Source organism: Streptomyces sp. CA-288835 (assembly GCF_050936385.1).
Taxonomy (GTDB): domain Bacteria; phylum Actinomycetota; class Actinomycetes; order Streptomycetales; family Streptomycetaceae; genus Streptomyces.
In genome coordinates this window covers 8,943,313-8,967,044 of sequence record NZ_JBNJMW010000001.1, presented here as the reverse complement: position 1 = coordinate 8,967,044, position 23,732 = coordinate 8,943,313, and the positions used below count along the sequence as shown (strand labels likewise).

Below are 23,732 nucleotides of genomic sequence, written 5' to 3'. Positions count from 1 at the left end.
TCACCCGATCCTCTCGGCGCGGCCGAGCAGGCCTTGTGGTCGGACGAGCAGGACCAGCACCAGCAGAACCATCGCGCCTGCGAACTTGAGTTCCGATGGGATGACCAAGGTCGAGGTCTCGACGAACAGCCCGATGATGATCGAGCCGATCAGCGCGCCCCACACTGATCCCAGACCTCCGACGCAGGTAGCGGCGAAGATCAACAGCAGTACTTGCGCGCCCAGTTGGTAGCTCACCGACTGGGAGAATCCCAGGAACGCTCCGCTCAGTCCCGCCAGCGCGGTACCCACGATCCACACCGTGGCTATGACACGACCGACGTTGATCCCCGTCGCAGAGGCCAGGGCCGGATTGTCCGACACCGCGCGTGTGGCGCGACCGAGCCGGGTGTACTGCAAAGCAAGAGTGACCGCCACGAGCGCAAGCCCGCTGATGGAGAAGACGACGACATCTCGCATGGTGTAGGTGAACAAGCCGAAGGCGTCCCGGCCGACGGGCGTGACGTAGTCGCGGTAGGTCAAGGCGCGGCCACCTGTGAAGTACTGGTAGAAGTTCCGGAGAAAGAACTGCAGACCGATCGAGACGATCATCATGGCGATCAGTCCCGTTCCGCGGCGTCTGAGTGGCCTCCACAAACCCTTTTCGTTCAGGTAGCCGAACAGTGCCGACAGCGCTACCGCCACCACGACCGCCACGACGATGGGCAGCCCTACGACCCGGTTGCCGAGATAGGTGGCGAATGCCCCGAAGGTCACCAGCTCGCCGTGGGAGAAGTTCGACAGTCCCGTCGTGCCGAAAACCATGGACAGGCCAAGAGCCCCCAATGACAGCACCAGGCCGAACAGCAGACCGTTGTAGAGCAGTTGGGGGACCCGGTCCCACACCGTCGACACTTGACGCGTATCGGGACCGAGGGGGAAGTTGACGGTGATCGTGCTCAAGCTGCCCGTTGGCCGCAAGGTGTTCGACGCTCCGTCGCGGATCTGCACGTCATCAGGAAGCGTTTTGGTGTCCAGGATGACGGCCAGAGTGCCAGAGTCACTGCCGGGCACGGTGATCGCGAACCGGCCTTGGTCGTTGCTGGCGCCCGTGTAGGTCTTCCCCGTGCTGGTCCGGACACTGATCTTCACCCCGGCGACCGGGGCGTTGTTGTCTGCAGAGTTGCGCAACGTTCCCTGCACGGTCCGATCGCCGGCCGCATACGTCGGAGCGCTCGCTGCCACGACGCCGAGCAGGGCGACCAGGATCATGACCGCTCCCAGCAGTGGTGACAGGCGAGCAGGATGGCGGCGTACGCGCCAACGTGCACGGGGTGGTGTCATGGCCTCTCCGAGGTTGCATGGCGGGATATCTGATCGGCCTGCGGCGGGCGGGCGCGCCGGCAGGCAGCGACGACAGCGTGGGGAGACTGACGACCAATACAAGGCGCTGCGGACTGCGGCGGCCGTAGCGCGGATCTCGGGGTGGCCGATTCTCGCGGTTCTGGAATGCTAGGCGCCCCCCATTGTCCGGTCCAGTCGTCGTTATCGATGCGCACTCATCGGTTTTTTCGACCAATCAACGGCGCGTGATGATGTTGCCGGCCTCGGCGGGTGGGAACCGGTTCCGGTAATCGCCCGACTGGTGCAGGGCGACGAGGACACCGTGCGCGATGTGATCAGGCACTGCTCAATGCAGGGCAGCAAATGCTTTCGCGTACGATTGGTTGTCTCAAGTGACGAATCGGTGGTCGCGGGCGGCGATTGGGTGCGTGATGTACGACCTTCACCGGCTCCGGTTGCTGCGCGAACTCAAGCACCGCGGCACCCTTGCAGCTGTGGCTTCGGCCCTCTCGTACAGTCCTTCGACCATCTCCTCGCAGCTTTCGCAGCTGGAGGCCGAGGTGGGCGTCCCGCTCCTGGAACCAATGGGACGTCGGGTCCGTCTGACGCCCGCGGCGGAGATGCTGGTCGGGCATATCGAGGTGATCCTGGACCGGCTCGAGCAGGCCGAGGCTGATATCGCGCGGGCCAAAACGGTGCTCGAGGGGGATCTGCGGATCGCAACCTTTCAGACTGCTGCCAAGACTCTGGTCCTGCCTGCCGTAGAGCTGCTTCAGCGCGAGCATCCGCAGCTTCGCGTCCACGTGCATCAGGAGAACGAACGCACACCGCTGCGGGCGCTTGTCGCGCACGAATACGACCTGGTCATCGCCGAGGAGTACCCGGGAGAGCCGCCGTCGGCTCTGACCGGCCTGCACACTCAGCTTCTCCTCGAGGATCCTCTTCTTCTGGCCACCCCACCGGACGGCGAGCCGCCGCAACTCGCAGCTCTCGCACACCTGCCCTGGGTCATGGAGCCAGAGGGCAATGCCGCCAGGCGCTGGGCCAGCGCTGTCTGCCGCCAAGCCGGCTTTGAACCCCACGTTCGCTACCAGTCGACCGACCTCACCTTCCATGTGAGATTGATCGAAGCCGGGCAGGCGGTCGGATTTCTCCCCAAACTTGCCTGGGGCGTCCACGCTCCTACAGTGACGCTTTCCGAGCTGACGCCGCCGAACACTCGGCGAGTCCTCATCGCTACCCGCACTGGCAGCCACGATCACCCGGCCGTCGTTGCTGCCCGCGTCGCGCTCGCCCGAACCAGCCGCAGCGCACGGGACCTGACCCGGAGTTGACGCCCGAGGGGGCCTCCCATCGTCCGCAGCCAGATCCGAGCCTTTCGCCTGACCGAGTCCGGCGTGGGCGGAGGAGGCTCTGCACGCCGTCGACGTCCGGGTCGCCCGCCGGCGGCGAGGGTGTTGAGCTGGTCATCAACTGGGTTACCGAGCGAGGGCCGCACGCCTTCCGACGCCCTCGTCGAGGCCATGCACGACTGGGTCAGTAAGAAGCGGTGCCGAGGGGCGTGGCGAGGGAGGTGGGCCGGAGTCCGCCGAGTAGATCCGTGTCAGCAGGCGGCCGGGGAGCATGGCCTACTCGCCCTTGAGGAGCTGGACGAGTTGCTCGTCCAGAGTGAACTCGCGGTTGTCGAGAGCGCCTTCGGGCCGGTCCGCCGCGACGCTGACCCGGCCGCTCCACCGGCGGACGGCCTCACGCTCGTTCTCGGTGAACCCTGCCCGCGCAGCTGCGGGGCCGGCCGGCCCAGGGTGGCCACGAAGCTTAGGCAGGAGCCTCCAAGGTCGAGGTACTCGGTGGTGTGCTCGATCGCGCGGACCGCGGGGTGCGTTCGCGGATCTTCTCTCGCGTCTCGGCGGAGTTGTCGAACTGGGCGCGGTTGACGAGCATCCGTGTGGTGTCGTCACGGATCGTCAGTCCGACCAAGGGCAGGCCCCCGCGCGTCACCGGAGTGTGGGACCGGGCCAGACCGCCGAGGCGTCGTCGCGGTGCGGGTCGGCCAGCCGGATCGGGCGGACGGGGATGGAGTGTGCCCGCCCTTCGGTGACGGCGGTCCACGGGGTCGGGTGGCCGGAGTAGCACAGTGCCGTCAGGGCGAAGACACCGTCGGCGTAGACCTCGACGTACTCGCCGATGGTGAGGATGCGCAGCGAGGCCGCGGGTTCGCTCAGTACGGTCTCGCCGAGCCGGGTGCCGTCAGGACCGGTGACCCAGAGGTTCTTGCCGTCACAACCCACGGCTAGGGCAGCCCGGCCGGCCCCTGCTGCGTCGGTGCGCAGGGTGATCTCGACGGGCCCGGTGACACCGATGTCGCCGACCGCGTGCAGGGCGGGCCCGTCGGTCTCTTCGCCGAGCCAGGTGTTCAGTCCGGGCCACCACTCCAGGCGGGGAGCCGAATCGCCTTCCACCACAAGGGACTTGGGCTGCGCGAGCATGCCGCGGCAACGCTCCCCGTCGTCACTGAGGCCGACCTGGCGGGGTGTGGTGTGCACGACGACACGGGAGCCGTCGGGAGCGGCGATGACGCGCGGAGCGTACGAACCGGTTGGGCCGAGCTGGCCGCGGCGGCTCCACGGCCCGCGCAGTGCCGGAGCGGTCCACGCCTCGAAGCCCCGGGTGGAGCCGATGGAGCCGAGCAGCAGCCAGCTGCCGTCGTCGAGGCGTTCCAGGACCGGGCACTCCAGCTCGTTGACGTCGCCCGGTGAGATGAGCGGCGGGTGGACGGTCCAGTGCTCCAGGTCGTCGGAGGTGGCGAGGGCCACGCAGCCGCTGACCTCCACCGGGAGGGAGGCGTCGCTGGCGCAGACGGCCATGACCCAGCCGTCGCCCTCGTCGTCCCGTACGACGAAGGGGTCACGCCAGCCCATCCCTTCGCCCGTGCGGTACCAGCGCGGGTCCGCCTCGACGACCGGGCCGGTGCCATGCCGGCGCCAGCCGGTGCCGTCGGTGCGGTCGGAGTACGCGAGGCCGACGGACTGGAGCGGCGTGCCGCCGGGCAGGAGGCCGCTCACCCCCGTGTAGAACATCGCCATTCCGTCGCCGTACCGGAACGGATGCATCGTCCAGACCGCCTGCGCGTCGAAGCGGCCGGGCAGCCCGTTGCCGAAGGCGGGTCCCTGCGGCTGCCAGTGCACCAGGTCGGTGGAGGTCGCCCGGCCGTACGAGGTCTCCATGCGCAGATGGTCGAACTCGGCGGTCCAGGGCCCTTGCAGGTGCAGCACCGTGTAGGTGCCGTCCTCGTCCCGCAGCAGGGCGAAGTCGTTCACGCAGTGACCTGGCGGGGCGTATCGCATGCACAGTTCCTGTCGGCTCACAGCGCCCAAACGCATGCGCTGACCATCGATTAAAAACGGACTCGCTTTGGAATCGGCCCAAGTAAATCTGAACGCAAACGCTTGCGCAACAGCGAGGCCGGGTTTACGGTCTCGTCACCCCCACATCACACCGACGTGAAATCAACGGGAGGAAGTGCGCCGTGACGGCCAGCATCAACGACGTCGCCCGCGCCGCAGGCGTCTCGGCGTCCACCGTGTCCCGCGCCCTGCGCGGCCGGAGCGGTGTCTCCGACGAGGTGCGGGACAAGATCGTGGCCGTCGCCGACCAGCTCGGCTACACCGCGTCCCGCTCCGCCGCCAGCCTGGCCAGCGGTCGTACGTACACCATCGGCGTCCTGGTTCCGTATGTGGGCCGCTGGTTCTTCGGCACCGTGCTGGACGCCGCCGAGCGCGTGTTCAGCGCCGCCGGATACGACGTGCTGCTGTACAACCTGGGCTCGCCGGAGATACGCAAGCGTTTCTTCACCAGGCTGCCGGTGCGCAAGCGGGTCGACGCGGTACTCACGCTGCTCATCCCGGACGAGGAGGAGTCGGCCGCCCTGCGCTCGCTGGGAGTGCCGCTGGCCACCACGGTCGGCGGGTCACGGCCGGGATTCACGGTCGTCGGCATCGACGACCGGGCCGGCACGGAGAGTGCCGTACGGCATCTGGTGAACCTCGGTCACCGCCGGATCGGCATGATCAGCGGGGCCAGCGGACCACTGCACTGGACCACCCCCATCGAGCGGCGCAATGCCTACCTGGACGTTCTGGCCGGTGCCGGAATCGAGCACGATCCGGCTCTGGAGGCGGACGGCGACTACACCGTCGAGGGCGGTGAGCGGGCCATGACCGAACTGCTGGCCGTCGCTCGCCCGCCGACCGCCGTGTACGCGCAGTCCGACGAGATGGCGATGGGTGCCCTGCGCGCCCTGCGCCGCCACCGGCTGAGGGTCCCGGAGGACGTGTCGGTGGTCGGTTTCGACGACCACGAACTCGCCGATGTGGTCGGCCTGACCACCGTCGCCCAGCCGGTCGCCGACCAGGGCGCCGAGGCCGCCCGGCTGCTGCTGCGTCAGCTGGAGGAACCCGGCGCCGAACCACCCGCTGCGCAGGTGCAGATGCCCATCCGTCTCGTCCTGCGAGAGACAACCGCTCCGCCCCGACCGCGCGGACCGCAGTAACCCGCCACACCCCTTGAGACCCCTCGAGCCCCACACCCCCACGACCGGACAGCACATCAGCACGTCAGCAAGGCAAACCCTCGCCACAGCACGGAAGGCACAGCCCATGAGTTCGTCCAGCAGAAATGTCCGCCGCACAGCGAGTACGGGCCTGGCCCTCGTCCTGCCCCTTGCGGCGCTGGCCGCCTGTGGCGGGGGTGGCAGCACCGATACGTCCGCGGAGGCGGGCAGCGGCAAGGGCACCATCAGTGTCTGGGCCCACCAGGGCCAGAAGAGCGAGGACACCGCCATACAGAACGCGGTGAAGTCCTTCAACTCCTCGCAGAAGGACATCAAGGTCGAGCTGAAGCTGATCCCCGGCAACGACTACACCAAGACCATCACGACGACGGACGCCTCAGAGCTGCCGGACGTGATGGAGTTCGACGGCCCGACCATGGCGAACTTCGTCTTCAACCAGAAGCTCGCCCCGATCGACGCCTACGTCTCCCCCAAGACGCTGAGCAACGCCACCGACGCCATCAAGGCGCAGGGCGAGATCGACGGCAAGCACTACGGTCTGGGCCAGTACGACTCGGGCCTGGGCATCTACGGCAACAAGAAGCTGCTGGACGCGGCGGGCGTGAAGTACCCGACGAGCGTGGACGACGCCTGGACGGCGGACGAGTTCACGGCCGCGCTCAAGGCGCTGAAGGCCAAGGACTCTGACGGCAAGGTCCTCGACATCCAGGAGAACAACGGGCTCACCACCGAGTGGGGCACCTACGGCTTCTCCCCGATCGTCTGGTCGGCCGGCGGTTCGCTCCTCAAGGACGGCAAGGCGGAAGGCGCCCTCGACTCGCCCGAAACCGCGTCGGCCCTGAAGACCTTCCAGTCCTGGAAGTCCAGCGTCGACCCCAACACCGACGGCAACGCCTTCGCCAAGAGCCGTGTCCCGCTCAGCTGGGTCGGCCACTGGATGTACCCCGCGTATGGCGAGGCGCTCGGCGAGGACCTCGTCGTGCTGCCGCTGCCCGACTTCGGCAACGGTCCCAAGTCCGGCCAGGGTTCGTGGGCCTGGGGCATCGGCGCCGACTCCAAGAACGCCAAGGCCGCGGGCAAGTTCCTGGACACGCTCCTGAACGACGAGAACGTCGCCGCGATGACGAAGGCCAACGGCGCCCCGCCCGCCACCAAGTCCGCGCTCGCCGCGAGCGAGCTCTACAAGCAGGGCGGCCCGCTCCAGCTGTTCGCCGACCAGCTCGCCAAGCCCTGCGGCGACACCGACATCTCCAAGTCCTGCGTCGCCGTGACCCGGCCGCTGACCGCCGGATACCCCACCGTCACCGCGAAGTTCGCCGAGGCCCTCAACTCGGTCTACGGCGGCGCCGACCCGAAGGACGCCCTGGCCAAGGCCGCCAAGGCCATCGACCAGGACTTCTCCGACAACGCCGGCTACGAGATCCCGTAGGACCCATCGGCCGGGGCGGGCCGCGCACGCCGCGCCCGCCCCGCCGGGAACAGGACTCCCCGTGAAATCCGTCGAACCCGCGCACGCCGCGCCCCATGCCCGGGAGCAGGCCCCACCCGTGACCTCCGTCGAACCCGCGCGACCGGCGCGCCCTGTGCGCAAGAACCGCGACTGGTTGCACGGACTGCTCATGTCCACGCCCGCCGTCGTCGGACTCATCGCCTTCGTCGGTATCCCGTTCGGCTACGCCGTCGTCCTCTCCTTCTACAACGTCCGCCTCGGCTCCCCGCTGGAACCGACCTGGTTCGGCATCGAGCACTACCGGCGGCTGTTCACCGACCCCGACCAATCCGGCCCGTTCCTCAGGTCCCTGTTCAACAACCTGACCTTCGCCGCGGTCGTCGTACCCGTGCAGACCGGTCTGGCGCTCGGCCTGGCGATCCTCCTCAACCGCAAGCTCAAGGCGATCGGCCTGTTCCGGTCCCTGTTCTTCATGCCGGTCGTCTTCCCGATGGCGCTGGTCGCCGTGATCTGGCGCCTCATCCTCGCCCGCAGCGATCAGGGCATGCTCAACTCCGCGCTGGACGCGGTGAGTTTCGGCAACTGGGGCGCCTTCGACTGGCTCGGCGACTCAGCCACCGCGATGATCTCGATCATCATCCTCTCCATCTGGCAGGGCGTCGGCTTCCAGATGGTCATCCTGCTCGCCGGACTCCAGAGCATCCCGAGCGAGCTCTACGAGGCCGCCGAGCTCGACCGCGCCTCCCGCTGGCAGCAGTTCCGCCATGTCACCCTGCCCGGCATCCGCGGCACCCTCGTGTTCGTCGCCATGCTCACCTCGGTGCTCTCCTTCCGCGTCTTCGACCAGATCTACGTCCTCGTCAAGGGCGGCGGCCTCAACGAGGACGCGGCCCGCACCGTGATGTACCAGGCGGTCACCACCGCCTTCGACCAGAACAACATCGGCCAGGCGTCCGCGATCACCGTCGTCTTCTTCCTGATCGTCCTCGTCCTGTCCCTCATCCAGCGCCGCGTCGTCCGGCCCGACAACGAGGACTGAGCATCCATGAGCATGAACCCGGGCCTCTCCCGCACGCCCCTGCGCCGCTTCCTGGACTACGCCGTCCTCTCCGTCCTGGCGTTCGTCTTCGCGCTGCCCGCCATCTACCTGCTGGTCGGCAGCCTCAAGCCGTCCGACGAAGTCCTCGACGGTCTGTCCGGCTTCCTGCCCACCAACCTGTCGTTCGACAACTACACGGCCGTCCTCGACAGCCTCAACTCCGACAGCACCGGCTACTTCTGGCGCTTCATGGGCGTCTCGCTGCTGCTGGCCTTCGTGGTCGTGACGGGCGGTCTCTTCGTCAACTCGATGGCCGCGTACGGGCTTTCACGGCTGAAGTGGCGGGGGCAGAACGCGGTCTTCACCCTCGTCCTGCTGCTGATGCTGATCCCGTTCGAGTCGGTGGCGGTCCCGCTCTTCTACATGTTCAACGACCAGCGGAACACGCTCCCGATCCTGGCGCTGCCGTTCATCGCCAACGCCTTCTCGGTCTACCAGTTCCACACGTTCTTCAAGACGATCCCGCCGAGCATCGAGGAGGCCGCCCGCATCGACGGCGCGGGCCCTTGGCGTACCTTCTTCGCCATCATCGTCCCGATGTCGAAGCCGGCCTTCGCCTCGGTGGCGATCCTGACCTTCCTCATCCAGTGGGGCTCGTTCCTCTGGCCGGTCCTGATGGTCTCGGATCCGTCGGTACGGCCGCTGCCGCTGGAGATGAGCGTGTTCCAGGCCCAACTGCCCCCGGACTGGGGTCAGATCCTCGCCTTCGGCGTGCTCCTGGTGCTGCCCGTGCTGATCGTCTTCATGTTCTTCCAGCGCTGGTTCGTGCAGGGCGTCGCCAGCTCGGCCGTCAAGGGCTGAGTCAGCTCTTCGCCGGGTCCCGTACGCAGCGGAAGCCCAGGTTGCCCACCGAGCTGTCCGGGGTGTTGCTGGTGCGCGCGGCGACGCGGTAGCGGTTGCAGTAGGAGTCGTGGCACAGGTAGGAGCCGCCGCGCATCACGCGAGCCGTGCCCTGCTCCGGTCCCTTGGGATCGGTGTGGGGCCCGGTGCCGTGGTCGGTGCCCCACCAGTCGGCGCACCACTCCCAGACGTTGCCGGAGGTGTTGAACAGGCCGAATCCGTTGGGCGGGAAGGCGTCGACGGGGGCGGTGCCTTTGTAGCCGTCCTCGGCGGTGTTGCGGAACGGGAAGCGGCCCTGCCAGATGTTGCAGCGGTGTTCGCCGCCCGGCGTGAGCTCGTCTCCCCACGGGAACCGCTTCTGGTCGAGGCCGCCGCGAGCCGCGTACTCCCATTCGGCCTCGGTCGGCAGCCGGGAGCCCTCCCACCGGCAGAACGCGAGTGCGTCGCCCCAGGAGACATGGACGACGGGGTGATCCCAGCGGCCGTCGAGCCCGCTGCCGGGCCCTTCCGGCGCCGCCCAGTACGCGCCCTGGACCCCGCACCACCAGGGCGTGCCCTCCGGCCGCGGCGACACCTTGCGCAACTCCCCCGGCAGGAACCTGGCGAAGACGTACGACCAGCCGAACCGCTCGGCGTCGGTGCGGTAGCCCGTGGCGTCCACGAACGCGGCGAAGCGTTCGTTGGTGACACAGCGGGTGTCGATCTCGAACGGCCCGACGGTCACCTCCCGGACCGGGCCCTCACCGTCACCGGGGTTGGCGTCGGCGTCCTCGCCGCCCATACGGAAGGTGCCGCCGGGCAGCGCCACCCTGGAGCCGCCGGGCGCCGTGCCGCTGCCGGAAACGGGAGCGGATGGCTGCGGCTCGGACGCGGCAGACGCCGCATCGGAGGCCCCCGTTTCGGAGGAGCGACCGGGTGCACAGCAGTGGGAATTCACGCGGCCAGTACAACACGCCCCCTGTCGGCCGACGCGAGCGAGTCAGCCCGGCGGCAGCGGCTGCTGTGCCCAGATCGTCTTGCCGTTGACGGTCTGGCGGCTGCCCCAGCGCTGGGTGAGCTGGGCGACGAGCAGCAGACCGCGGCCGCCCTCGTCGTAGACGTGCGCCCGGCGCAGATGCGGTGAGGTGGAGCTGCCGTCGGAGACCTCGCAGATGAGTGCGCGGTCGCGGATCAGGCGCAGTTGGATGGGCGGTTCGCCGTAGCGGATCGCGTTGGTGACCAGTTCGCTGACGACGAGTTCGGTGACGAAGGCGGTCTCGTCCAGGCCCCATTCGGTGAGCTGGTCGGTGGCGTACTGCCTGGTGGCGGCCACAATTTGGGGGTCCGGTTCGATGTCCCAGGTGGCCACCTGGCCGGCGCCGAGCGCACGGGTGCGGGCCAGCAGCAGGGCCACGTCGTCGGCGGGCTGCGGCGGGAGTACGGACTTCAGCACCGCGTCGCACAGGGCGTCCAGCGAGTCGGCGGGCACGGTCAGCGCACGGCACAGTTCAGCGGTGCCCTCGTCTAGGTCGCGGTCGCGTCCCTCGATCAGCCCGTCCGTGTAGAGGGCGATCAACGAGCCCTCGGGCAGCTCGAGTTCGGTCGCCTCGAAGGGCAGGCCGCCCACGCCGAGCGGCGGCCCGGCGGTCATCTCGACAAGCCGCGTAGTGCCGTCGGGCAGCAGGACGGCCGGTGGCGGATGCCCGGCACCGGCGACGGTCAGCCGGCGCGAAACGGGATCGTAGACCGCGTACAGACAGGTTGCTCCCAGCTCCGCGACGTCGTCGGTGGTGCTCTCGTCCGTCGCCAGGTGCGTCACCAAGTCGTCGAGGTGGGTGAGGAGTTCGTCCGGCGGTAGATCCACGTCGGCGAGGGTCCGTACGGCCGTACGCAGCCGCCCCATGGTCGCCGACGACTGGAGGCCGTGACCGACGACGTCACCGACGACCAGGGCGACCCGGCTGCCGGACAGCGGGATCACATCGAACCAGTCGCCGCCGATACCGGCCATGGATCCGCTCGGCAGATAGCGGTGGGCCACTTCCACGGCCGCCTGCCCGGGCAGGCCCCTCGGCAGCAGGCTGTGCTGGAGGGCCAGCGCGGTCGTGCGCTCGCGGGCGAAGCGCCGGGCGTTGTCGATGCAGACGGCGGCCCGGCTCGCGACCTCCTCGGCGAGCACGGCGTCATCGGCGGCGTACGCATCCGGGTGGCCTATGCGGACGCACACCGCGACGCCCAGCGTGGTGCCGCGGGCCCGCAGCGGCACGGTGACCAGCGAGTGGGCGCCCACGCGGTGGGCAGTGCCCTCCGGCGCCCGCTTGTTGCGCTCGCCGACCCACCGGTCGAAGTCGGGATGACCGGCCGTGGCGAGCAGCGCCCGGCCCTCCGTGAGGGCCCGCGCGGGCGGGGAGTACGGCGGATAGGTGTCCGCCGCACCCAGCCGTACGGCCGCCTCCGGCGTGCCGTCGGTCACGGATCCGTGGGCGACCCGGCGCAGGACGACGTCGCCGGCGAGCGCCGCGGGGGGTTCTTCCGTGCCGAGGACCCAGTCGAACAGGTCCACACTGGCGAAGTCGGCGAAGCGCGGCACCACGAGCTCCACCAGTTCCTCGGCGGTGCGCACCACGTCCAGGGTGGTGCCGATGGAGGCGGCGGCCTCATTCAGCAGGGCAAGCCGCTGCCGGGCCCAGTGCTGCTCGCTGCTGTCGAACGCCGCCAGGGCGGTGCCGATCAGCTCGCCGGAGGGGTCCCGGACCGGCCACATCTCGATGTTCCAGGCGTGGTACCGGGTGCCGGAGGGTGCACGGGTGAAGCTCTCGTACTGGACGGGTTCGCCGGTCTCGGCGACCTGGCGCAGATGCCGCAGGAAGCCCCGGCTGTGGTCGGCGTCCTCCACGGTGTCCGGGTAGTACCGGCCGATGAGGGTGTCCTCCGGGACCCCCATCACCTGGCAGGCCACGTTGTTGAGCCGCAGGTAATGCTGCCGAGCATCGAAGATCGACATCGACATCGAGGCCTGGTCGAAGGCCTGCGCCGCGAGGCTGGGCTCCTGCCCGTCGGACGCCTCGGCGGTGACCACGAAGCCGGTGGCCGCGCCGTCCGCGCCCAGCAGGGGGCTCGCGTTCAGGGCCAGCGCGAGCCGGGTTCCGTCCCGGTGCCGCAGTACGACGCTGCCCGTCAGCGCGGCGACGAGTTCGGGCGGCGCGTGCTCGGCGAGCAGCTCGCCCGCCGTCCGGCCCACGGCCTCCTCGGCCGCGTATCCCGTCAGCCTCCGGGCACCCTCGCTCCACCCCGTCACGGTGCCCTGTGCATCAAGGATCGCCGAAGCGGCGACATGCTCCATACGCCCCAGAATGAGGGCTTCGCGGCTTCCCAACAACCCGGCTGCCACCGGCATCTCAACCGACTGTCGCCGGCTCTCAACCGGCTGTCACACGAGGAAACTCCAGCCCGCAGGTCAGGGCTTGCGTGCCGCCGGTCCGGCTTCCTCACCCGCGCCGATCTCGGCGGCGTAGGAGAGGAAGTCGTCGACCATGCGGTGGAAGAGCGTGGCGAGCTTCTGCAGTTCCTCGGGCGACCAGTCGGACAGGGCCAGCTGCATACCGCGGGCACTCATCTCGCGGATGCGGTCGACGGCTTCCTGGCCGGCCTCGGTGATCTGGATGCGCTGGGCACGGCGGTCGTCGGGGTCGGGTACGCGGGTGACGTAACCGCCCTTCTCCAGCTGCTGCACCTGCCGGGTCACATGAGAGGCCTCCACGGCCAGCCGGTTCGCCAGCTCGCCGGGGCGCATCGGCTCGGAGTCGCCGATCTGCCGCAGGAGGGCCACGGCGGCACGGTCCAGCGGCACTCCGGCCAGCGCCATGAGCCGGTCGTGCTGACGCGTTCGGCCCATGAGATACGCGATGCGCGTGAGCGCCCGCTCGATCTCGATCACTTCCGTGGAAGCGGGGGTGGTGGGGGCCGGAGTTGGTGTGGACATACGGATCACTTTACCAGCTTCTTGCCTAACTCAACTAAATCCGCCCGTCGCCCACCGGTTGCTCGCGCTCCTGTACTGCCCCTCATGGCTGTCGCTTGGGCGACAGCTTGAGCACGCTGCCCTCCCCGTTGGCCGAGAGGAGCAGGGAGCCTTCCGGAGTGACGGCGAGACCGGCGAACTGGCCGGGCGAGCCGGGCATGCCGTGGGTGAACAGCGCGGGCTGTTCGGTGCGGCCGATCCCCGGAGGCAGGCCGACCGCCAGGTCCTCGGCGTCGACCCTGATCCCGCCCGTGGCGAGGGAGATCGCCAACAGCCTTCGGTGCTCGGTGTCCACCGTGAACAGTTCGTCGCCCAGGACGGCCAGGCCCTGCGGTGCGCCCAGCCCCTCCGCGACGGCCACCGCCTCGCCCTCATCTGTCCCCTTGTTGATCCGGTTGTTGATCCGGAGCACCGCCCCGCGACGGTCGTCGCTGACATAGCAGTGGCCCTCCGCGTCGAAGGCAACGTCCACGGGGTGGTCGAGCCCTTCCGCGAGCACGGTGACGGAGTCGTCCCGCTCGTCGATCCGTACGACCCTGCCGGCGCCCGCCTCCGCGACCACGAGCGAGCCGTCCGGCCCCACCGCGATGCCGAGCGGCTGGTTCAGCCCGGTCGCCCGTAGCCGCCTGGTCTTCTCGACGGGGTCGTAGGTCTCGACGTTGCCGTACTGGGAGGTGAGGTGCAGGAGTCCGTCCGCGGCGGTGATGCCGTGGGTGAAGACGAGCAGCTCCTGTGTGGTGACGTCGCCGGGTTCGCCGTCGGCGGTGGGCTCCGGGCGCGCTATGCGGTAGTGGTCGGCGGCGTAGACGGTGCCGCCGAGGTCGATCGTCACCCCGTAGGGGCCGTCGAGTCCGCGGGGAACGATCTCGCGGATCCGCCCGTCGGGGTGCATCTCCGTGACGCCGCCGCTGGCGAAGCTGGAGACGAACATGCGGTTCTCGGCGTCGAAGGCCGCGTTGTCCAGGCCGACGACACCGCTGGTGACGATCGACGTGTCGCCGCTGCCGAAGAGGTCGATACGGGTCACGATGCCGGCCTCGCCGCGGGACAGCACCGTCAGCACCCCGCCCTGGTCGAAGCGCACCGCGACCGGCTCGTGCACGTCTTCCGCGACCCGCTCGGGGGCGCCGCCGTCGGGGGGTATCCGCCAGACCTCGTTGGTGAGCATGTGCGGGTAGTAGAGGTAGCCGTCCGGGCCGAGTTGCATCGCGTTGCCGAAGACCAGCCCATCGGTGAGCACCACCGGGTCGCCGCCGTCCGGGAACAGCTCCAGCAGGCGGCCGTCCATCTTCATCTCGTTGACGAAGAGGCGGTCGCCGACGCAAGTGATGCCGTTGGGCACCTTCACCTCGTCGGAGACCAGGGTGTACTCGCCCTCGGGACTGCGACGCCACACCCGGCCCGGCGTCAGATCCGCGATGTACATCGAGCCGTCCGCCCCGAAGGCCAGGTCGTCCGGCGCCTGGACCGGACCGTCCAGCGGCACGACCACATCGACGTCCCCCGAGACGGGATCGACGGCGCTGATCTGCCCGGCGATGAACTGCGCGACGTACAGCCGCCCGTCAGGGCCGAAGGTCACACCGTTCGAACCCCACAGCCGGCTCGGCCGGTTGAGCCGTCTCATGTCCCACCGGCTGCTGGTGGCGGACCGGCGGCCGGTGTCGTCGTAGCGGCTGGGCTGCATGCTCATCCCACTCACCCTGTCCTTGTCCTTCGGCCTGACTCATTCACCGCGACTCGGCTTCGGCTTCGGCTTCGACGAGGACGTCGCGCATACCGCCGCTCTCGCGCCAGCGCCGGAGCAGTTCGTGGAACGCGACCGGCCCGTCGCCGTACGACTCGCTGCGCTCCCTCGGCCTGCCCTCGTTGTTGTAGTAGCCGGGTGTGCACTCGGCCTGGAAGGCGTACAGGTCGGCCGCCTTCTCGCGGATCGTGGCCACCCAGGCGGCCTCCGCCTCTGCACTGGGCTCGATGTAGCGGGCCCGCCGCCTGCGGGCTTCGCCGACGACCGCGGCCACATGCGTGGCCTGCTCGTCCAGGATGTGCACGTAATTGACGGCGCTGGCGTTCTGCACCGGGCCGAGCTGGAAGAGGTTCGGGAAGCCATGGCTGTAGAAGCCGTGCAGCGTCTTCAGGCCCTCCGTCATCCAGGTCTCCAGGAGGCCGGCACCGCCACGGCCGTGCACCGGGACGAGTCCGGACAGGATCCCCGAGATACCGACCTGGAAACCGGTCGCGAAGATGATGCAGTCGACCTCGTACTCGTTCCCGCCGACCACGATCGCGTCCTCGGTGATGCGCTCGACCCCGCCATGGTCGGCCGTGTCGACCAGGGTCACATTGGGCCGGTTGAACGTGTCGAGGTAGTGGTCGCTGAAGGTGGGCCGCTTGCACATGTAGCGGTACCAGGGCTTGAGGAGCTCGGCCGTGGCCGGGTCGTCCACGATCGCGTCGACGCGGGCGCGGATCTCGTTCATCTTCTGGAAGTCGGCGAGCTCGTACAGCCGTTCCCGCTCCTCGGGAGAGACGTCCGCGTAGCTGTTGCTCGGAATGAGCTTCTGCTGCAGTCGCGCGCTGGAGGTCCAGCCGTCGTTGACCAGGTCCTCGTCCGCCTGACCGCCGGTGACGAGCCGGAGGAAGTTCTCCCTGCGGCGCTTCTGCCAGCCGGGAGTGAGCGACTTCGCCCACTGCGGATCCGTGGGGCGCTGACCGCGTACATCCACCGAGGACGGGGTGCGCTGGAACAGGTACAGGTGCCGTGCGTCGCGTCCCAGATGGGGCACGATCTGGATCGCGGTGGCGCCGGTGCCGATGACCGCCACCCGCTTGTCGGCCAGCTTGTGCAGGTTCCCGTTCGCGTCGCCGCCGGTGTACTCGTAGTCCCAGCGGCTGGTGTGGAAGGCGTGCCCCCGGAACGTCTCGATGCCGGGGATGCCGGGGAGCTTGGCCTGGCTGAGCGTTCCGCTGGACACGACCACGTATCTCGCCCGCATGCGGTCGCCGCGGTCAGTGGAGACGATCCACTCCAACTCGCCCTCGTCCCAGCGCAGTTCGGTCACCTGGGTCTGGAAGCAGGCGCCGTCGTAGAGGTCGAAGTGCTTCCCGATGGCCTGAGCGTGCTGCCGGATCTCCTCGCCCGGCGCGTACTTCCACTTCGGGACGTAGCCGATCTCCTCGAGCAACGGCATGTAGACGTACGACTCGATGTCGCAGTGGATGCCGGGATACCGGTTCCAGTACCAGGTACCACCGAAGTCCCCCGCCTGCTCGACGACCCGGATCTCCCGCACGCCGGCCTGCCGCAGCCGCGCACCGGCCAGCAGCCCGCCGAACCCGCCCCCGACGACCAGCGCCTCGACCCGGTCGTGCAACGGCTCCCGGGGCACGAACCGGGTGTACGGATCGTCGGCGTACGAGGCGAACTCGCCGACGAGTGGCTTGTACTGCCGGTTGCCGTCGGGGCGGATCCGGCGATCGCGCTCGGCCCGGTACTTCTCACGCAGGGCGTCCGGGTCGAAGCCCAGCTCCTCCGGGGTTAAGGGGGTGGCGGCGGACGGTTCGTGGGGGGTGGTCATCCGGGTCCTCTCTGCTGTCCGTGCTATCCGTGAGCAATTACCGTCGTACGGTGCGCCGTTGGCCGATATCCGACCGTCTGTTGCGGCCAGGAGCTGTCTCACTCCTCCACCAGCCGAATGGCCGCAGCCGGGCAGACAGACACGGCCTCGCGCACCTCATCCAAGAGCTCGTCGTCAGGCGTCTCGGCCAACACGACGGCGACGCCATCCTCGTCCCTCTGGTCGAACACATCCGGCGAGGCCATGACGCACTGCCCCGACGCCACGCATTTCGGCTCGTCCAGTTCCACACGCATGGTTGCTTCCTACTGCGCTGATCCCCTTCTCCGCTCGCATGGGCTCCACGGCGGGAGGCGGCGCCAGCGGGCATTCCGCGGCCCGGGCCATCGGATACTCGGGAAGCGGCCCGCTCGCCTGGACGGGACAACCGGTCGCGGTGTCGGCCATGTCTCTCCTCGGTGGTGGGGGCTCCGAAGGGATCGGATCGAAGACCCGGAACACGGTGGCCACAGGCCTCGATGCCCACATGGAACCGGACCGAACTGACACCTCCCGGACAGTCCCCTGACAGAAAGCTGACGTGATCCAGATCACTCGCGAGCGCCCTCGCGCAGGCACCCGAGCCACAGCGGCACAGACATACCACCCGGAGTAAGGGAAAGGAACAAACGACCCCAATACCGGTCGCCCGAGCGGCCGTTCGGGACCCCTCCCGGTGGCCCCTCAATAGACTCGCCGCCTGCTCTCTGATGAGACGCGAAAGGGATGGGGACACCATGACGAGGCTGACCACGGCTGGACGTACGGGACGGCTGGCGGGCTCTGCGCTGCTGGCGACGTTCGCCCTGCTGAGCGTGGCCGGCTGTGGTGGCGGCACTGGCGAGGAATCCGGTGATGCGGCCGCGGGGGCGGGCGGCACCGAGTCCCCGGCCTCCCCCGCCGACAGCTCCCCGAAGAAGCCGTCCCCGTCTCCGTCCCCGACGGTGACGGCGGCGGACGGCACCGACACGGGCGCTTGCGCCGACGGCAACTGCGAGATCGCGGTGTCCAAGCCCGTGACGTTCGACATCAAGATCCCGGACGGCCCCGCCAAGCTGTCCGTGACCAAGGTCGGCGAGTACGAGGTCGGCTACAAGGTCACTCACGGCACCAGCAAGAACGGCGGCTCGGCCCGCGGTTCGGCGAGCGGCAAGGGCAGCGGCTGCGTCACCTACTTCTACGAGAACGGCAGCGGGACCCAGTGCGGAGGGGCCGCGGGGCGACCCGAGAAGGAGGCCGGCACGGTCGCGCTGCAGATGCTGTCGGGACCCGACAACACCGCGATCCTCCGCCTCGTCTCGGGCTGAGGCGTCCTTTCACTGCGCCCGCCCGCCGTCCCTGGCGGAACATTTCGTAATGGGATCCATTTTCATGTAGCGTCTGGGTCGCTCGCTCACCAAGGAGGACCCCATGGCCGTTCCCAAGCGGAAGATGTCCCGCAGCAACACCCGTCACCGTCGCGCCCAGTGGAAGGCCAGCACCCCGCAGCTCGTGCCGGTCACGATCGAGGGGACCGTCCACCAGGTGCCGCAGCGGCTGGTGAAGGCGTACGAACGCGGCCTGCTGCACCCCGAGGACTGACCGGCATGGCGGACGACCGGCTGCCCGTGACCGTGCTGTCCGGATTTCTCGGCGCGGGCAAGACCACCCTGCTCAACCATGTCCTCGGCAACCGTGAGGGACTGCGCGTCGCGGTCATCGTCAACGACATGAGCGAGATCAACATCGACGCCGCCCTCGTACGCGGCGGCGAGGCAGCCCTCTCGCGCACCGAGGAACGCCTGGTCGAGCTGACCAACGGCTGCATCTGCTGCACGCTGCGCGACGATCTGCTGGAGGAGGTCGACCGGCTGGCCCGCGAAGGCCGCTTCGACTATCTCCTCATCGAGTCCAGCGGCATCTCCGAGCCGATGCCGGTCGCCGCCACGTTCGCCTTCGCCCGCGACGACGGAGCCGTACTCGGCGATCTGGCCCGGCTCGACACCATGGTCACGGTCGTCGACGCCGCCAACTTCCTGCCGGAGCTGGCGAACGGCGACGAGCTCGCCGAGCGGGGCCTCGACCAGTACGAGGACGACGAACGCACCGTCAGCGATCTGCTGATGGACCAGATCGAGTTCGCCGACGTCATCGTGCTGAACAAGCTCGATCTGGTCGACGACGAGAGCGCGGCCCGGCTCCGCGCGGCCCTCACCCGCCTCAACCCCGTGGCGAGGATCGTTCCCGTCGCGCACGGCCGGGTGAACGTGGGCGAGGTACTCGGCACCGGCCTGTTCGACCTCGATCGCGCCCAGCAGGCGCCGGGCTGGGTCATGGAGCTGAACGGCGACCATGTCCCGGAGACCGAGGAGTACGGCATCTCCTCCACGGTCTTCCGCTCTCAAGTGCCGTTCCATCCGGGGCGGTTGTGGACGTTCGTCACCGAGGAGCTGGACAGCGGGGCCTTCGGGCAGGTCCTGCGGTCCAAGGGCTTCTTCTGGTTGGCGAGTCGCCCGCAGGTGACGGGTCTGTGGTCGCAGGCCGGTTCCGTCGCCCGCTTCGAGCCCTCCGGTGCCCTCGGCGCGGAGAGCCCCTCCGGCCAGGAGCTGGTGTTCATCGGCACCGGGCTGCACGCCGAGGCGCTGCGGGCGGCGCTGGCCGACTGCCTGATGAGGGACGGCGAGAGCACACCGCCCGTCGATCCGTTCCCCGCCTGGGACACGTACGGCATCGACGATGCCTGCGAGCACGAGCACTCTGAACTCGTAGCAGGAGCCTGAAGATTCCGGGTCGGGCGGTGGTCGGCCACGGCGCCGCCCGGCCCGGTTCGGACAGTGATCTGGGAGGTTGGCATGACCGAGCGTGATGTACGCCTGGGCACGGTCCAGGAGACCCTGCTGATCCCGCTGTACGGCCGGGCGGTGGAGAACCGCAAGAAGGAAGCGGCCCTGCGTGACGCGCGGGCCGAGGAGATCGTCGCGTCGATCGACTACGACTTCACGCGCTTCGAGAACCTGCCCAGCCTGGTCGGCACCGTACTGCGCACCTCCCTCTTCGACCGATGGGTGACGGACTTCCTCGCCGAAAACCCCACCGGCACGGTGGTGGAGCTCGGCGTCGGCCTCAACACCCGCTACGAACGCGTCGACAACGACAAAGCCCGCTGGTTCGACCTCGACCTGCCCGACGTGATCGAACTGCGCCGCACCCTCTTCACGGACACCCCACGCCGCACGATGATCGCCGCCTCGGTCACTGACGCCACGTGGGCCGACACTGTTACCGCCGGGTCCACGGGCCCGTACCTCTTCGCGGCCGAAGCCGTGCTGCCCTTCCTGGACGAGCAGGACGTACGGCATGTCGTGGACCTGATCGCCGACCGGTTCCCCGGCTCGCTGCTGGCCCTGGACAGCGCCGGGCCCGGAATCGTCGGCGCCCAGGACGAGCATGACGCGCTGAGCAAGGTCGAGGCCCGGATGCGCTGGGCCTGCGCGGACCCGGCCGAACTCGCCGACTGGCGGCCGGGTTCCAGGATCCTCGCCTCCCACCGGCTCACCAGCCTGCCGCCGCGGCTGCACGAGGAGCTGCCCTCCGCGTACCAGGAGATGCTCGCCGGTCTCGCCGAACAGCGACTGCCCGCGGTGGACGAGTACTGGATGACCCTGCTCCAGTTGCCCTGACGGAACCGGTCCGAGAGAACGGCCACTCCCCCGTACGTCACTTCTCCCCGTGCAACCTTCTTGCAACGGGACCGGTGGTTGACTTCAGTCACCGCCCCCGCACCGGCAAGCGCTGAGGAGTGATGCACGGTGAACTCACCCGCCGCGCGCGTGGAGTTGACGCCCGCCGCTGCCAAGTTGCTGCGTCACCTCCGTGCTGCTCATGGCCCGCTGATGTTCCATCAGTCCGGTGGCTGCTGCGACGGCAGTGCGCCCATGTGTTACCCGGAGGGCGAGTTCCGGACCGGCGACTCCGATGTGCTGCTGGCCTCGCTCACCGTCGACGGCGTCGACGAGCCGGTGTCGTTCTGGATGTCGAAGAGTCAGTACGAGGTGTGGAGTCACACCCGGCTGATCGTCGACGTGGTGGAGGGGCGGGGCAGCGGCTTCTCGCTGGAGGCGCCCGAAGGGGTGCGTTTTCTGATCCGTTCGCGTCTCGTCGGTACGTAGCATCGTCACGTCAACCGCTTTGTGGTGAACTCCGCCGTGTCCTGGGCTTTTTGAGGAGACGTCGGAACCATCAGGGGGCGGTATGGGACGCGGACGATTCAGAACCGTGCTGACGGTTCTCGCGGTATGGAGTGTGCTGGCCGGTGCCGCCCTGGTGGGGGCGGCACCGGCCAGCGGTGTGGAGGGCGCCACGCCCTCGGTGGCCCGGGTCCCGATCGCGCCGGGCGTGACGTACTCGGAATTCGACATTCCAGCAGCCAAGGGGCCGGCTCACGCACATGTGCTGAGCGTCGATCTCCGCGATCCCCGAGTGGGTGTCGACCTCATGTACCCCGGCGCGGTGGCGGCCCGCGCCCCCATCTCTCAACTGGCCGACGCGCGCGGCGCCGTCGCGGGCGTCAACGGCGACTTCTTCAACATCACCGAGACCCAGCATCCGGGGGTCGAGGCGACGGGCGCGTCCGTCGGTCCGGCGATCGCTAGCGGGCGCACGCTCAAGGCGGCGGTTCCGGACGGTCAGCGGTTCGGTCCCGCTCTCCCGCCTGGTAGGAGCACGAAGGATGTGCTGGGCGTGGGCATCGACGGGCGGGCCCGCCTCGACAGCATGGCTCTCGACGGTTCGGTCCGTACGAGTGGGGCACGGCTGCCGCTAGGCGGGCTCAACCAGTACGCGCTGCCGGTTGGTTCCGTCGGCGCGTTCACCTCGGACTGGGGCCGTGTCTCCCGGGTGCGGGCCACCTGCGGCACGGACACCGAACGGGCGGCGCCCTGCAGTGCGGACACCCATGAGGTGACGGTCAAGGACGGCCGCGTCGTGTCCCGTGCCGACATGCCCGGCAGCGGTCCGATCGCGGCCGGCACCACGGTCCTGGTCGGCCGGGAGGCGGGCGCCCAGCAGTTGCGGAAGGTGTCGCTGGGCGAACGAGTCACGGTGACGCACCGCCTCGTCGCGGCCGCGTCCAAGATTCCGTACCGCTTCGTGGTGGGCGGCTACCCGGTCCTGAGGAGTGGTCAGCCGCTCGCCGGTCTCGACAACGCGACCGCGGCGGTGCGTACCGCGGCGGGCATCTCGGACGGCGGCAAACGCCTGACGCTGCTCGCGCTGGACGGTGCGCCGGAGTTCCGTACCGGTCTTACGATCGCCGAAGTGGCCGCCATCATGCGGCAGTTGGGCTCCGTCGACGCCTTCAGTCTGGACGGCGGCGGGTCCTCGACGCTGGTCGCCCGGGAGCCCGGTGCGGCCGCGGTGAGCGTACGCAACCATCCCAGCGCCGGAGCCGAGCGCCCCGTGCCGAACGGGATCGGTGTGTTCTCCCGGCCGTAGGCGGCTGCGAGCCCTGCCGGGGCCTCAGTGCTCAGGGCCTCAGGCTGCTGACCATGTCCGTTGTCGCCGAGATGCCATCGTGGATGGTCGGCGCCATGCTCGTGCTCGCGAGATAGAAACCGAGCAGGATGCACACCAGGGCGTGCGGGATCTTCAGCGCGCCGGTGCGCATGAAGATCACCGCCAGCACAAAGAGCAGCAGCACCACAGAGATGGAAATGGCCATCGTCAACCTCCTCCGCCACGCCCACATCGCGGCTTTCGGCCGCAAGTGTGGCGTAGCGGGAGGTTCGTCCAGGCGGCTGACGTGTCCGCCGATCGTGTGTTGACTGCTTGTGCAAGCGCTGGGCTACGCCCGCCTGTTGGCGTCGAGGAACTTCTCGAGCCCCGCGAGATCATCGGTGTTGATGTAGTCGACGTCGGCGGCGAGGAGTTCGCCCCAGAGCGCGTCGCGGGCCGGGCCCGCCAGGTCGGGCGTGGCCCAGAAGCGGACCTTCTGACGGCGCTGGTGGGCGGTCGCGATGATGCTCCGCAGCTTCTGGCGCTCGGCTTCGGGGAAGGGACCGGTGCCCTGCCAGGTGAAGTTGAGGTTCCAGTTGTCGCTGATCAGCGGGATGAAGGAGGCGGGCGCCGCGCCGCCGAGGTCGGCGAGACGGCCGTCGTAGAAGGCGCGCCGTACCTTCTGGGCCTCCATCGGTATACGGGCCGCACGGTCGCCGGAGATCACGGCGGTGACCGCGCCGGGGAACACCCGCCCGTGCGCGTACGTCGTGAACAGGTGCTTGTAGCGGCGCAGATGGCGGTCGAGCTCGAGGTAAGTCGAGGAGCCCTCGGTCTTGAGGTCGATGAGGAGCTGGATCGGCTTGCGGTAACCCCGGTACACCGAGCCGTGGTTGGCCTTCACACGGCGGGCGAGCGGCTCGAGGTACAGCGACTCGAGGGTGCGGGCCGGGTCGAGATCGACCGCGTCATGGGCCACCAGAAGCTGGTCGCCGACGAGGAAGATATCGGCCTCGAGGCTGCCGAACCGGTGGTCCAGGGCGTCGAAGAGGGGCCTGGGGTGCAGGTAGTCGTTGTGCGCGTGGGCACGCCACAGCGGGCGCGGACCGTGCTGCCGCTCGCTCGCCTGCGCGTACGCGGGCACGGCGACCGAGCCGGCGAGGGCGGCGGCGAAGGTGGTGAGCGCTCTGCGACGGGTGGTGAGGGCCATGTTCTGCCTCCCTGAGGGTCTGCCATACGTGGAGCCTCAGCGAGTATGCGGTCCCTCGGGTGCCAAGCAGCAGTGCCGTGTGGGAAGTTGGCTGGACTGCCGCTGTGCGTTCACTTCGGCGCAGCATCGGGCGCGACAACGCCCATCCCCA

Annotated in this window: 21 protein-coding genes and 1 pseudogene; 11 read left to right on the top strand and 11 right to left on the bottom strand. The window is 69.0% G+C overall.

The genetic code is table 11. The features are described from left to right. Positions 1–1,251, bottom strand: coding sequence for a branched-chain amino acid ABC transporter permease (locus ACQEVY_RS40545; protein WP_432954895.1), 1,251 nt, complete (start codon positions 1,249–1,251; stop codon positions 1–3). A 503-nt stretch (positions 1,252–1,754) separates the two neighbouring features. On the opposite strand from ACQEVY_RS40545, the gene ACQEVY_RS40540 reads away from it, so the two are divergent. Continuing rightward, positions 1,755–2,657: a LysR substrate-binding domain-containing protein gene (locus ACQEVY_RS40540; protein ID WP_432955652.1), complete on the top strand. Its 903-nt coding sequence runs from the start codon at positions 1,755–1,757 to the stop codon at positions 2,655–2,657. Positions 2,658–2,951: 294 nt separating this feature from the next. Here ACQEVY_RS40540 and ACQEVY_RS40535 read toward each other — a convergent pair. Both ACQEVY_RS40535 and ACQEVY_RS40530 read right to left on the bottom strand, forming a co-directional pair. After that, a pseudogene (locus ACQEVY_RS40535) lies at positions 2,952–3,217 on the bottom strand (DUF6192 family protein); the annotation flags it as partial. 100 nt (positions 3,218–3,317) lie between these two features. After that, positions 3,318–4,640, bottom strand: coding sequence for a mucin-1 (locus tag ACQEVY_RS40530; RefSeq protein WP_432954894.1), 1,323 nt, complete (start codon positions 4,638–4,640; stop codon positions 3,318–3,320). A 209-nt stretch (positions 4,641–4,849) separates the two neighbouring features. Between ACQEVY_RS40530 and ACQEVY_RS40525 the strand changes: the two genes are divergently transcribed. The 4 genes from ACQEVY_RS40525 (at position 4,850) to ACQEVY_RS40510 (ending at position 9,243) form a co-directional block, all read left to right on the top strand. Beyond that, positions 4,850–5,872 (top strand): LacI family DNA-binding transcriptional regulator, encoded by a 1,023-nt coding sequence (locus ACQEVY_RS40525; RefSeq protein ID WP_432954892.1) that lies wholly within the window; start codon positions 4,850–4,852, stop codon positions 5,870–5,872. 106 nt (positions 5,873–5,978) lie between these two features. Further along, positions 5,979–7,322, top strand: a complete 1,344-nt coding sequence (locus ACQEVY_RS40520) for an ABC transporter substrate-binding protein (RefSeq protein ID WP_432954891.1) — start codon at positions 5,979–5,981, stop codon at positions 7,320–7,322. A 61-nt stretch (positions 7,323–7,383) separates the two neighbouring features. Beyond that, complete coding sequence (locus ACQEVY_RS40515) at positions 7,384–8,382, top strand: carbohydrate ABC transporter permease (RefSeq protein WP_432954889.1); 999 nt, start codon at positions 7,384–7,386, stop codon at positions 8,380–8,382. A 6-nt stretch (positions 8,383–8,388) separates the two neighbouring features. After that, complete coding sequence (locus tag ACQEVY_RS40510; RefSeq protein ID WP_432954887.1) at positions 8,389–9,243, top strand: carbohydrate ABC transporter permease; 855 nt, start codon at positions 8,389–8,391, stop codon at positions 9,241–9,243. A 1-nt stretch (position 9,244) separates the two neighbouring features. On the opposite strand, the gene ACQEVY_RS40505 is transcribed toward ACQEVY_RS40510, so the two are convergent. From ACQEVY_RS40505 to ACQEVY_RS40480, 6 genes are all read right to left on the bottom strand, one after another. Further along, positions 9,245–10,219 carry a formylglycine-generating enzyme family protein gene (locus tag ACQEVY_RS40505; protein WP_432954885.1) on the bottom strand — a complete coding sequence of 325 codons (975 nt, stop codon included), beginning with the start codon at positions 10,217–10,219 and terminating at the stop codon, positions 9,245–9,247. A 42-nt stretch (positions 10,220–10,261) separates the two neighbouring features. Then, positions 10,262–12,604, bottom strand: coding sequence for a SpoIIE family protein phosphatase (locus tag ACQEVY_RS40500; RefSeq protein WP_432954883.1), 2,343 nt, complete (start codon positions 12,602–12,604; stop codon positions 10,262–10,264). Between the two features lie 114 nt (positions 12,605–12,718). After that, positions 12,719–13,243: a MarR family winged helix-turn-helix transcriptional regulator gene (locus tag ACQEVY_RS40495; RefSeq protein ID WP_432954881.1), complete on the bottom strand. Its 525-nt coding sequence runs from the start codon at positions 13,241–13,243 to the stop codon at positions 12,719–12,721. An 82-nt stretch (positions 13,244–13,325) separates the two neighbouring features. Then, a complete protein-coding gene (locus ACQEVY_RS40490) occupies positions 13,326–14,975 on the bottom strand; it encodes a hypothetical protein (RefSeq protein WP_432954879.1) in 1,650 nt (549 codons plus the stop codon). Positions 14,976–15,012: 37 nt separating this feature from the next. Beyond that, a complete protein-coding gene (locus tag ACQEVY_RS40485) occupies positions 15,013–16,860 on the bottom strand; it encodes a flavin-containing monooxygenase (RefSeq protein WP_432954878.1) in 1,848 nt (615 codons plus the stop codon). Positions 16,861–16,958: 98 nt separating this feature from the next. Next, the gene (locus tag ACQEVY_RS40480; protein ID WP_432954876.1) at positions 16,959–17,156 is read right to left on the bottom strand and encodes a ferredoxin; all 198 of its coding nucleotides are present in this window, start codon (positions 17,154–17,156) and stop codon (positions 16,959–16,961) included. 480 nt (positions 17,157–17,636) lie between these two features. Here ACQEVY_RS40480 and ACQEVY_RS40475 point away from each other — a divergent pair, with 480 nt between their 5' ends. From ACQEVY_RS40475 to ACQEVY_RS40450, 6 genes are all read left to right on the top strand, one after another. Beyond that, positions 17,637–18,206: a hypothetical protein gene (locus tag ACQEVY_RS40475; RefSeq protein ID WP_432954875.1), complete on the top strand. Its 570-nt coding sequence runs from the start codon at positions 17,637–17,639 to the stop codon at positions 18,204–18,206. Positions 18,207–18,309: 103 nt separating this feature from the next. Beyond that, positions 18,310–18,480: a 50S ribosomal protein L32 gene (gene rpmF / locus ACQEVY_RS40470; RefSeq protein WP_432954874.1), complete on the top strand. Its 171-nt coding sequence runs from the start codon at positions 18,310–18,312 to the stop codon at positions 18,478–18,480. A gap of 5 nt (positions 18,481–18,485) precedes the next feature. Beyond that, positions 18,486–19,658, top strand: coding sequence for a GTP-binding protein (locus ACQEVY_RS40465; protein WP_432954872.1), 1,173 nt, complete (start codon positions 18,486–18,488; stop codon positions 19,656–19,658). Between the two features lie 72 nt (positions 19,659–19,730). After that, the gene (locus ACQEVY_RS40460; protein ID WP_432954871.1) at positions 19,731–20,558 is read left to right on the top strand and encodes a class I SAM-dependent methyltransferase; all 828 of its coding nucleotides are present in this window, start codon (positions 19,731–19,733) and stop codon (positions 20,556–20,558) included. A 129-nt stretch (positions 20,559–20,687) separates the two neighbouring features. Next, on the top strand, positions 20,688–21,047 hold the full coding sequence (locus ACQEVY_RS40455; protein WP_432954870.1) for a DUF779 domain-containing protein: 360 nt from the start codon (positions 20,688–20,690) through the stop codon (positions 21,045–21,047). Between the two features lie 82 nt (positions 21,048–21,129). Next, the gene (locus ACQEVY_RS40450; protein ID WP_432954868.1) at positions 21,130–22,371 is read left to right on the top strand and encodes a phosphodiester glycosidase family protein; all 1,242 of its coding nucleotides are present in this window, start codon (positions 21,130–21,132) and stop codon (positions 22,369–22,371) included. 31 nt (positions 22,372–22,402) lie between these two features. On the opposite strand, the gene ACQEVY_RS40445 is transcribed toward ACQEVY_RS40450, so the two are convergent. Beyond that, entirely contained in the window at positions 22,403–22,597 is a 195-nt protein-coding gene (locus ACQEVY_RS40445) for a hypothetical protein (RefSeq protein WP_328773183.1), read from the bottom strand. 123 nt (positions 22,598–22,720) lie between these two features. Next, positions 22,721–23,581 carry a phosphatidylinositol-specific phospholipase C/glycerophosphodiester phosphodiesterase family protein gene (locus ACQEVY_RS40440; RefSeq protein WP_432954866.1) on the bottom strand — a complete coding sequence of 287 codons (861 nt, stop codon included), beginning with the start codon at positions 23,579–23,581 and terminating at the stop codon, positions 22,721–22,723. Positions 23,582–23,732: the final 151 nt, after the last annotated feature.